At 60.1% G+C, this 10,473-nt stretch carries 10 protein-coding genes; 7 read left to right on the top strand and 3 right to left on the bottom strand.

Annotated features, from left to right (window positions below):
• Window positions 1-31 precede the first annotated feature (31 nt).
• Complete coding sequence (locus V8352_RS20440) at window positions 32-166, bottom strand: hypothetical protein (protein WP_336426120.1); 135 nt, start codon at window positions 164-166, stop codon at window positions 32-34.
• A 732-nt stretch (window positions 167-898) separates the two neighbouring features.
• Between V8352_RS20440 and V8352_RS20445 the strand changes: the two genes are divergently transcribed.
• The 5 genes from V8352_RS20445 to V8352_RS20465 all read left to right on the top strand — a co-directional run bounded on the left by V8352_RS20445 (window position 899) and on the right by V8352_RS20465 (window position 7,314).
• Window positions 899-1,987: a fatty acid desaturase gene (locus V8352_RS20445; RefSeq protein WP_336426121.1), complete on the top strand. Its 1,089-nt coding sequence runs from the start codon at window positions 899-901 to the stop codon at window positions 1,985-1,987.
• A 297-nt stretch (window positions 1,988-2,284) separates the two neighbouring features.
• Window positions 2,285-2,518 (top strand): hypothetical protein, encoded by a 234-nt coding sequence (locus tag V8352_RS20450; protein WP_336426122.1) that lies wholly within the window; start codon window positions 2,285-2,287, stop codon window positions 2,516-2,518.
• A 453-nt stretch (window positions 2,519-2,971) separates the two neighbouring features.
• Window positions 2,972-3,589, top strand: a complete 618-nt coding sequence (locus V8352_RS20455; protein WP_336426123.1) for an HD domain-containing protein — start codon at window positions 2,972-2,974, stop codon at window positions 3,587-3,589.
• A 312-nt stretch (window positions 3,590-3,901) separates the two neighbouring features.
• Complete coding sequence (locus V8352_RS20460) at window positions 3,902-4,654, top strand: SDR family NAD(P)-dependent oxidoreductase (protein ID WP_336426124.1); 753 nt, start codon at window positions 3,902-3,904, stop codon at window positions 4,652-4,654.
• Complete coding sequence (locus tag V8352_RS20465; RefSeq protein ID WP_336426125.1) at window positions 4,651-7,314, top strand: cation-translocating P-type ATPase; 2,664 nt, start codon at window positions 4,651-4,653, stop codon at window positions 7,312-7,314. Before V8352_RS20460 ends, V8352_RS20465 begins: the two co-directional genes overlap by 4 nt.
• Window positions 7,315-7,378: 64 nt before the next feature.
• Here V8352_RS20465 and V8352_RS20470 read toward each other — a convergent pair whose 3' ends face one another.
• Window positions 7,379-7,615: a hypothetical protein gene (locus tag V8352_RS20470; RefSeq protein ID WP_336426126.1), complete on the bottom strand. Its 237-nt coding sequence runs from the start codon at window positions 7,613-7,615 to the stop codon at window positions 7,379-7,381.
• 12 nt (window positions 7,616-7,627) lie between these two features.
• Here V8352_RS20470 and V8352_RS20475 point away from each other — a divergent pair, with 12 nt between their 5' ends.
• Both V8352_RS20475 and V8352_RS20480 read left to right on the top strand, forming a co-directional pair.
• Window positions 7,628-8,002, top strand: a complete 375-nt coding sequence (locus V8352_RS20475) for a hypothetical protein (RefSeq protein WP_336426127.1) — start codon at window positions 7,628-7,630, stop codon at window positions 8,000-8,002.
• 12 nt (window positions 8,003-8,014) lie between these two features.
• Window positions 8,015-9,865 carry a PHA/PHB synthase family protein gene (locus V8352_RS20480; RefSeq protein WP_336426128.1) on the top strand — a complete coding sequence of 617 codons (1,851 nt, stop codon included), beginning with the start codon at window positions 8,015-8,017 and terminating at the stop codon, window positions 9,863-9,865.
• A gap of 390 nt (window positions 9,866-10,255) precedes the next feature.
• Here V8352_RS20480 and V8352_RS20485 read toward each other — a convergent pair.
• A partial coding sequence (locus V8352_RS20485; RefSeq protein ID WP_336426129.1) for a hypothetical protein occupies window positions 10,256-10,473 on the bottom strand: 218 nt, incomplete at its 5' end.

Genomic DNA, 10,473 nt, shown 5'->3' on the forward strand with positions numbered 1-10,473 from the left:
CCGGTCGGCTCAAGCACCTGCCCGCGTCACCCTACGACACAACATCTGGTGTGGTCGTGAACTGACCGGAGACCCGCACACCCACACAAACCGCGAAGAAGCCGAAAATATATGAGAGCGCCCGCCAACCACATGCGAACTGCCCCTCTTTGTCGAAATTCATCATTGGCATTCTGGAAATCTTCCGTTCCACCCTTCAAATATTTCTCAGCCTCAGCCAGCGTCAACTCAGCCATAATCCAACTCCAACCGAACTACTTTGGGATTTCTGTCTCCTGACAAGAAATCGCCCCATGCCGCCATCATTTGCCGCCGCTTCTCCAATTGATCGCCGCGTCGGTACGCAGCCTCTACCGAGTTGCCAACCTTATGGGCTAACGCAATCTCGGCCAACTCACCGGGGTAGCTCGTTCGCTCTGCCACCCAATCGCGGAAGGTAGACCTAAGCCCGAGGTAGTACGGAACGCACCGCAAAGATGACGGAGCCCGTGCCGCCGTGCTTGCCCGCCGCGTCAGTGTCGCGCCCATAGCAATCCATCCCCCCGAACCGCACGCAGGCTTCATTGAAATTTTTTCGGAACGCTTCGGTGCCAAACGCTGTTGTTTGGCGGCAAACCATGCGCGGCCGGGGGCAATCACGCAAACCGGCGTTGGACCAAGATGGATCGCTTCACGCAATGCCAATTGACGCAGACATGACAGAAAGCACAGCCGAGAATCCGAAGGGGAGGTCCGAGACGCCTTGGGCAGCACCACGGACGAAAGGAATGACCGATAGGCGCGGCGGGCGGCCTCATGGCGGAACACTTCCCATCAAGGGGGGGCGTCTGGTGACCAAATGGAGGTGCACAGCAGAGCGGTGACAAATCCCATGACACAGAACCCGAATCCGCATCCGGTGAGACGCAGTTTGCACGTCCCCGGCACCGAGCAGATCCGCGACAGTCGGGAATGGGTCGCCGTCCTGTCGGCCTACCGGGAGCCATCGCTCTGGCGCAGCCTGTGGGAAATAGGCGTCACCGCGGGTCCGTTTCTGGCGCTGTGGGCGCTCGCGTGGTGGAGCACCAATGTCAGCTATGCGCTGGCCGCCTTCCTGTCGATTCTGAACGCGGCGTTTCTGGCCCGGCTTTTCATGATCCAGCATGATTGCGGACATGCGTCATTCTTCAAAAGCCGCTCGCTGAACAATTGGACCGGGCGGGCCATCGGCGTGCTGACGCTTACCCCCTACTACGTTTGGCGCCGCATGCACGGCGCGCACCATGCGTCGACGGGCAATCTGGACAGGCGCGGGATGGGCGACGTCCTTACCCTGACTGTCGAAGAGTTTCGCGATCTTTCGACCTTTGGCCGTCTTCGCTATCGCCTTTACCGCCATCCACTTGTTCTTTTCGGCGTTGGTCCGTTTTACCTGTTCTTCCTCCAGAACCGGCTACCAGTCGGCTTCATGCGGGATGGGTGGCGGTACTGGATCAGCGCAATGGGCACCAATCTGGCGCTGATTGCCTTGCTGGGGATCGTCGGCTGGTTGGGCGGTGCGAAAGTTCTCATTTTCGTCTTCCTGCCCATGATGCTTGTCGCCGCGTCGATCGGGGTCTGGTTGTTCTATGTTCAGCATCAATTCGAGGAAGCGCACTGGGATCACGAAGCCGACTGGCGGCTTCACGATGCCGCCCTTCATGGCAGTTCGCACTACGTTTTGCCCGGCATCCTGCCTTGGCTCACCGCCAACATTGGCGTGCATCACGTTCACCATCTTCAGGCCCGTGTTCCCTTCTACCGTCTGCCGGAGATCCTGCACGATCATCCACAGCTGGCTGTGGCGCAGCGCCTCACGCTCCGGGAAAGCCTGAACTGCGTAAGCAAACAGCTGTGGGACGAGAAGACACGGCGGATGATCTCCTTTGCGGATGCCCGGGTGCCAAATGTGGTCTCGCAAACGCGGCACCCGCAAACATGTAACTCTGGAGCAAGACAGGATGAATGAAGGATATCAATATCAGCCGGCGCACGCCGCCCACCGGCGAGACGGCCTTACACGGTTCAGACAGGCAGGGACCCTATGCCATCAGGGCGACGGCGTCATCAGCACGGGTCGTACGGAATGCACCCCACCGGCAGAACAATCTGCTAGACTAGGGGTGCAACCCAAGATGGAAGAGGGGCGAGCTGCCTCGCCTCACCAGCAGTGAGACCAGAGCAATTTTCAGCAGGGAAATTGATCTGCGTCATAGTCGTGGCAACGCGGTGACTTTATGAGCAGTCGCCAAGGGGGGATACGGGGATGTCTCAGCTGACCAGAATTCACGAGGTTATTCGTCACAATCGACTGGAGCGCGACGCATGGTATCTCGTGCACCATCCAAGCGGCAGACGGTATGTTCTGTTCGAAACTTCGGCCATGGAAGATACTCCAGGTCAGTTCAAACCGACGTGGAAACGCGAGATTCCGGTTCAAACGATTCTGGTGCAGAACAATGAACTGTCCCAAAAATTGAAATCGATTCTGGAAGCGTAGGCGCCGCCGTTCCTTGCAATTGCGGCCTGCCGAACACACCAAGTTTCAAGGGACCATTGCAGGTCATACAAAACAGGGTCACGCTTTTCGTGCCCTGCGCGTCCTTTGCCGAGAGGCTCGGAACGCATGTCGGCTTGAACCAGCCGCATCGTCGAAAGGGTGCAGCCGCACGCCACGGCGCAGTTCTCCATTGCACCAAACGACCTCGGTTGCTGCGCGCTGAGCGCCAGAAACGGGCCGTGAAGGCGTCTTGCGGAACACGGCAGAACCGCCGTCCCCGCGGCTCTTTACTTGGAAATCGCGCTTTGCCAGATCACCATCAATGATAGTAGCATCCGACGTAGGTGCTCCCTACTTCCATGAGGCGTTCGCCAGGCATCACTTTGGCAACCATACGGTCGTGAGGAGCTATACACGCCATCAACGCAAGTTCGACAAGACGGAGGCGATACAATGAACGAGAAACAGCCCACGGTTTCCTTTACGCAGATGAAGGACGGAACGCGCGCGGACTACGAGTTGCTCGAGACGCTTGAAAAGCCGTTCCTGGCGGGCACGGCCGACCGTCTGTTGAAGGAACTCGCCGCGCAGGCGGAGGAGACCCTGTCGGGTTACAGGATCACCCGGCTGGAACACGGGTTGCAGGCGGCCACCCGCGCCCGGCACGACGGGGCCGACCTGGACTGGGTCGTGGCAGCGCTTTTGCATGACATTGGCGACAGGCTCGCGCCGCAGAATCACGACCGGATGGCGGCAGAGATCCTGCGCCCTTATGTCCGCGAAGAAGTGTCTTGGGTCGTCGAGCATCACGGCATCTTCCAGATGGCCTATTATGCCCACCACTTCGACTGGGATCCCGAGGAACGTCAGCGGTTCAAGGATCATCCCTGCTACCAGTCCTGCGCGGACTTCTGCGAACGATGGGATCAGTCGAGCTTCGATCCCGCCTACCCCATGGACCCGCTGGACAGCTTTGCCGAGGACGTGCGGACGGTCTTTGCGCGCAAGGCATACGACCCGGATGTCCTGCGCACCGGCGTCGTCACGGGGCTTCCCGACCCGGTACATTGACGGGCGCCGCTGGCGCGGCTCATGGCCCGCGACTGGCCCTCTGTCGGCTGGTGGAGCGCCGGCGCGAGCGCGTCGGGCGCCAGCGCACAACTGGGAGAGATTTATCCCGCCTGCTGAACACGCCGCGGCAAGACGGCGTGATGTTTCTGGTGTGCGAAACGGTGGCACTATGACCATTAGGCAGGATGCGCGCCGTCCGCGTTTGAGCCAGCGCAAAGCAGCACCCATCTCTGCCTGATACCACCGCCTTGCACCACGATTTTCAGGATGAGGAAAGACTTGCGATCATCCGCAACACAGGAGTGAGAGACCATGTTCGATTTTTCGGGAAAAACGGCAATCGTCACCGGGGCCGCGTCAGGGATCGGTGAGGCGATCGCCAAGGAGCTTTCCGCCTGCGGTGCTTATGTCATCGTGTCCGACCTGCACGATAACGACTGCGCCAAAACCGTTGCCGACATTCAGAACGACGGCGGCAAGGCTGCCGGCTTTGCCGCGGATGTCGCTGATGCGGAAGCGATGGAAGCGCTGGTATCCTTTGCCGAAAAAGAGACAGGAGCCCTGCATCTGGCCGTGAACAATGCGGGTATCGGTGGCGCCCAAGCGACGGTGAGTGAATACCCGCTGGACGCTTGGAGGCAGGTCATCGACATCAACCTGAATGGCGTCTTTTACGGCATGCGCTACCAGATCCCGGCGATGGAACGCGCCGGCGGCGGCGCGATCGTCAACATGGCTTCCATTCTGGGGAGCGTCGGGTTTGCCAATTCTTCAGCCTATGTTGCATCCAAACATGCGCTTTTGGGCCTCACAAAGACGGCAGCCATCGAATACGCGACCAAGAAGATTCGCATCAATGCGGTCGGCCCGGCCTTTATCCAGACGCCGCTGCTGACAGAAAATCTGGACCAAGAGATGCTGGATGGGCTGGCGGGGTTGCACCCGATGGGGCGCACCGGCACGGCCAGTGAAGTATCCGCGCTAACCTGTTTTCTGCTTTCGGATCGGGCGAGCTTCGTGACCGGCAGCTATCATCTGGTCGATGGCGGATATACTGCGCCGTGAACGGACCGGACAGAAGTCGGGCCCCGTGGGCCCTTGCAACCGATGATGTGCTCAGCGCCCTGAACAGCACCGAAGACGGGCTGGAGGCAGAGCGCGCGGCGGCCCTTTTGCGCGATCATGGCCCCAACAAGCTGCCCGACGCCCCGCGCCCCGGTCTGTTGGCCAGACTGGCGCGGCAGTTCAATAACCTGCTGATCCTCGTGTTGATCGCCGCCGCAGCCATCACCGCCAGCCTTGGGCATTGGATAGACACGGGCGTCATCCTGACGGTCGTCGTCATCAACGCGGTGATCGGCTTTGTTCAGGAAGGCAAGGCCGAAGCGGCCCTGGACGCGCTGCGCGACATGCTGGCCCCCAAGGCCAATGTGATCCGTGCGGGCGAACGCAAGTCGATTGCGGGCGCTGACCTCGTGCCGGGCGACATCGTCGTGCTGGAGGCCGGCGACAGGATCCCTGCCGATCTGCGCCTCATCGACGTCGCAGGCATGACCGTCGAAGAAGCGATGCTGACAGGGGAGTCCGTGCCTGTGCGCAAGGCGACCGATCCTGTGGCGCAAGATGCCCATTTGGGCGATCGCACATCCATGGGGTTCAGCGGCACCATGGTGGCCGAGGGCACAGGCATCGGCGTCGTCACCGCCACGGGCCGCGGCACCGAAATCGGTCGCATCAGCACGATGATGTCACAGGTCCAGACCCTCAAGACGCCGCTGATCCATCAGATGGAGGTGTTTGCCAAATACCTGACAGGGTTCATCCTTGCGGTGGCAGCGGGTATTCTGGCCTTCACCGTGGCCGTGCGCGCAATGCCCTTCGACGAGGCGTTCATGATCGTCGTTGGCCTCTTTGTGGCGGCCATTCCCGAGGGGTTGCCCGCCGTCCTGACGGTGACGCTGGCCATCGGTGTGCAGTCCATGGCACGGCGCAATGCGATCATCCGGCGCCTTCCGATCATCGAGACGCTGGGCGCGGTCTCGACGATCTGCACGGACAAGACCGGCACGCTGACACGAAACGAAATGACGGTCTCAAGCGCCGTGACTGCATCTGACACCGTGCAAGTCAAAGGCAATGGCTATGCCCCCGAGGGCGAGATTTCGGGCAGCACATCAGACGCGCTGAGTGCCATGGCGCAGGTCGCGGCGCTTTGCAACACGGCCGCCCTCGTGCGAGGGGGCGAGAACGTCTGGAGGGTCGAAGGCGATCCGATGGAAGGCGCGCTTCTGGCCTTTGCGGGCAAGCTGGGAGCCGACATCGAGAACCGCCCGCGCCCCACGGCGTCGATACCCTTCGACGCGCGTTATCGTTACATGGCTGTGCTTCATGATGGACAGGTGCTGGTCAAAGGTGCGCCCGAGCAGGTCATGGCACATTGCGCCGATCAGATGGGCCCGGGCGGCCCGGAGCCGCTCGACAAGGGCTATTGGGAGGCCGCGAGCGCGACGATTGCCGGCGATGGCCAGCGCGTTCTGGCCTTGGCCGAAATGACGCATCCGGGCGGTGACCTGACCCACGACACGGTTGCATCAGGGCTGACATTTCTGGGCTTGGTCAGCCTGATCGACCCCCCGAGGGAGGAGGCCATAACTGCCGTGGCCGAGTGCCGCGCAGCAGGTATCTCGGTCAAGATGATCACCGGCGATCATGCGGGCACGGCGGCCGCCATAGGGCGCCAGATCGGGCTCGCGCAGACAGATACGCCCCTGACCGGCGCAGAAATCGACCAGATGGATGACAGCGCGCTGGAATCTGCAATTGCGCACACCGATGTCTTTGCCCGCACCTCACCCGAACACAAGCTGAGGCTGGTGCAGGCGCTTCAGGCCCAAGGCGAGGTTGTCGCCATGACTGGTGACGGCGTGAACGACGCCCCCGCCCTAAAGCGCGCCGATGCAGGCATTGCCATGGGGCGAAAAGGATCGGAAGCGGCGCGCGAAGCCTCCGACTTCGTTCTGGCCGATGACAATTTCGCCTCGATCGCCGAGGCGGTAAAGCAAGGCCGCACTGTTTATGCCAATCTCAAGAAGGTCATTGCCTGGACTTTGCCGACTAATGGGGGCGAGTCCATCTCCTTGATCATCGCGGTGCTCTTTGGGCTGATGCTGCCAATCACACCCTTGCAGATCCTGTGGGTCAATATGGTGACCGCCGTCACCTTGGGACTGTCACTTGCCTTCGAGCCGCCCGAACGGACGGTCATGGAGCAACCGCCAAGGCGGGTCGCGGCCTCGATCCTGTCACGCTTTATTCTTTGGCGCGTGTTCTTGGTGTCTATTTTGTTCGCAATCGGCATATTCGGCCAGTTCGAACTAGCGCAAGCGCAGGGCGCTGGACTGGATGAGGCCCGCACGATGGCCTTGAATACACTTGTCGCCATGGAAATATTCTATCTGTTCTCTGTCCGTTACAGCCATGGCTGGTCGCTGACTTGGCAAGGGGCCAAAGGCACACCGGCGGTCTTGATAGCTGTCGCGCTCGTGGTGCTGTTGCAGGCCATCTTGACCTACGTGCCGGTCATGCAGCGCTTGTTCGCTACAGTGGCGCTGAGCCCATTGCAGATTGCACAATGTGCAGTGGCGGGCGTGCTGCTGCTTGTTTTCCTTGAGTTTGACAAGCACGCAGCCAGACGGTGGAAGTCGGCTTTTGCGACGCAAAAATGAATGACGGGCCTGACGGACCCATCATCATGGTAAGCCTAAAGCGTTTCGCCTTTAACCTGAGGCGTCAGCAAAGGCGAAACGCTTTTTCTGCCGAATACATCAGATAAATCGACATCGGCTTCGCGACGTCCGGGTTTGAAGAAGCACCGGCGCAGCCGATTTGATCCAGATCAGGGATCGGCGACGTGGATCGGGTGAGTATGCAGCCTTTCAACCGGCTCGCGTGGCGCGCGGTGGGGTCATCCGGCGACTGCGTCGGGCCCAAGCAGGCCAGTCGGTGATAGATCTGATCGGGGGGCATACGGAAAACGCCATGGACGAAAAACAATCGCGCCCCGCCCGGTGCCTCGTTCGATCTGTCGTGCTGCTGGTGCCAATGAGATGTCGGTTTTCGCAGGCATCTGAGCCCAAGCGAATTCCCTATGAGACGATTCTCGGGTATCCTGAGCCGGCTCGCGGCATCTTGGCGACACTCTGGGCAAAAAGCATAGCGGCCCTGCCCCACGAGATCATGCTCAAGCGACCGGGCGATGTCGATCCGGGCGCGCGCGGTCTGCTGAAGATTGCCCCTAACCGGGTAATTGAAAGATTGAAGAAGTGTCACGCCAAACTTGAGGCTGCCGCGACGCTGCTTTCGGGTTTCGATCAAACCACACTCACGGACTGTCCATCCCCCGCAACCAAGTAAGGCGGCCGCCGTATGACCCGCAAATCCACCCGAGACTCCCACCACAATTCGCAATTGCCGACCGAGGAGCGCGCGCCCCAGTTGCCGGCAGTGACCCATCCTGTCGCAGTCCAATCCGGCGGTGCCGGTCCTTCGGATACGGCACCCCATCGCCACGCCGCGCTGGATCGTAGCACCATGGCCAGCCTTGCTCGTCTGACCGCCGGGCTGTCTCCCCATGCGATTATCGACGCGTGGAGCGATTGGGCAATTCATCTGGCCCGCGCACCTGGCAGGCAGCTGGAACTGATCGAGCGGGCACAGGCCAACGGATTGAAACTGGCACACTACACCCAGACCAGGATGACGGGCCGGACCGCGGAAAAACCCTTCAAGCCGGGCCGCTACGATACGCGCTGGTCGCATGACGGATGGGACAAGGGACCATTCGCGCACTGGCAGCAAAGCTTTCTGGCCACTCAGGATTGGTGGAGCGCTGCAACGTCCGAGCTTAGAGGCCTGCACAAACCGAATGGGGAACGGACAGGCTTCATGATCCGGCAGCTTCTCGATACGGTCTCGCCGTCAAATTTCCCCTTGGGTAACCCTGAAATCCTTGAAAAGACATGGCAGACCGCCGGGCGCAACCTTGTTGATGGGTTGGCGCATTTCGCCGACGATGCCCGCCACATCGCGGCGCAGGAGCACCGCCCTGTGCCCGAGAACTTTGCGCTTGGCAAAGCGCTGGCCGCGACACCGGGCAAGGTCGTTTACCGTAACGACCTGATGGAGCTGATTCAGTATTCCCCCACCACGCAGCAGGTGCAGGCCGAACCGGTCCTGATCGTGCCGGCCTGGATCATGAAATACTACATTCTCGACCTGTCGCCGGAAAATTCGTTCATCAGGTGGCTGGTCGGCGAGGGATACACGGTGTTCTGCATCTCTTGGCGCAACCCCGTGGTCGAGCATGCGGAGCTTTCGCTTCAGGACTACCGCCAGCAGGGTATCATGCAGGCGCTTGACGTGATCAACGCCATCGTGCCGGGGCAAAAGGTGCATGCCAATGGCTACTGTCTTGGCGGGACACTCTTGGCCATCGCAGCGGCAACCATGGCGCGTGACAGCGATGATCGTCTGGCCTCGGTCACGCTGATGGCAGCACAGGTCGACTTTGCCGAGGCTGGCGAGCTGCTCCTCTTTCTGGACGAAAGCCAGGTCGCCTTTCTGGAAGATTTGATGTGGTCCCAAGGTTATCTGGACCGTCCGCAGATGTCCGGAGCCTTCGCTGCGATCAGGTCCGAAGATCTGATCTGGTCGCGCGCAGTCCGGCGATATTTTCTGGGCGAACCTGACCTGCCGACCGATATCACTGTCTGGGTGAACGACACGACACGCATGCCCGCACGAATGCACTCGGAATACCTGCGCGGGATATTCCTTGAGAACCGCATCACGGCCGGGCGGTTTTCCGTCGATGGCCGCGTTATTGCCCTCAAGGATATCGCTGCGCCAATGTTCGTGGTCGGCACCGAAACCGACCACATCGCGCCATGGCGGTCGGTCTACAAGACAGCGCTCTTCACCGATTGCGACCTGCAGTTCCTGCTGACCAAAGGTGGCCATAACAGCGGCATCCTTTCAGAGCCGGGCCATGCCGGTCGACACTATCGCATCGGCCACCGACCCGCTGGCGCACATTATCGCGACCCCCAGACATGGCTGGCCACGCATGACCCGGTGCCGGGCTCTTGGTGGCACGAATGGGCAAGCTGGCTGAAGGACTACAGCACCGGTACCGTTCCCGCGCGCAGACCTGGCTCAACTGATTGCGGCTATCCGGTGCTGGATGCAGCACCGGGACATTACATCCACCAAACCTGAGGGCTGCCGCCCCAAAAATCAGATCGCCTTGGTTCCCGACTCGTGCAGAACATTGGAAATGTTGCCCGCCACCACGTCGCTGAAGCGCCTACCGATTTCGCTGGCCAAGACCTTACCGACCTGCGCCAAGAACATTCCGTTTTCAGCAGGCGTTCTCTGCGTGATAGATCCGAGACAATGAGGCGTGGTGCTTCACCCATTTAATGCGGCGAGTGAAAATAGATCAGCTCGTCCTTAGCGAAGGTGAAAGGGCCTGAAATGGTCTTCGGCTTCTGGCTCAAGTTACAAGCTGGGGTGTTGCCAATGATCTAGCTGAACAAGTGGTGCCCGGGGGCGGAATCTCTCATCTTCGCCCATTAGGTGCGAAATGACCTTAACACACTGCTTTCCTTACTTTTTTATTAAATCATCAGAAATACACTGGACAGAAACGGTGAAAATTGTGATACATTTTGTGATACAAAATAAGGTTTCATCAAGATGTCCAAAACGCCAAAATACGGCTTCTTCGCGGTTTGTGTGGGTGTGCGGGTCTCCGGTCAGTTCACGACCACACCAGATGTTGTGTCGTAGGGTGACGCGGGCAGGTGCTTGAGCCGACCGGCGAC

Source organism: Roseovarius sp. D0-M9 (assembly GCF_037083805.1).
GTDB lineage: Bacteria > Pseudomonadota > Alphaproteobacteria > Rhodobacterales > Rhodobacteraceae > Roseovarius.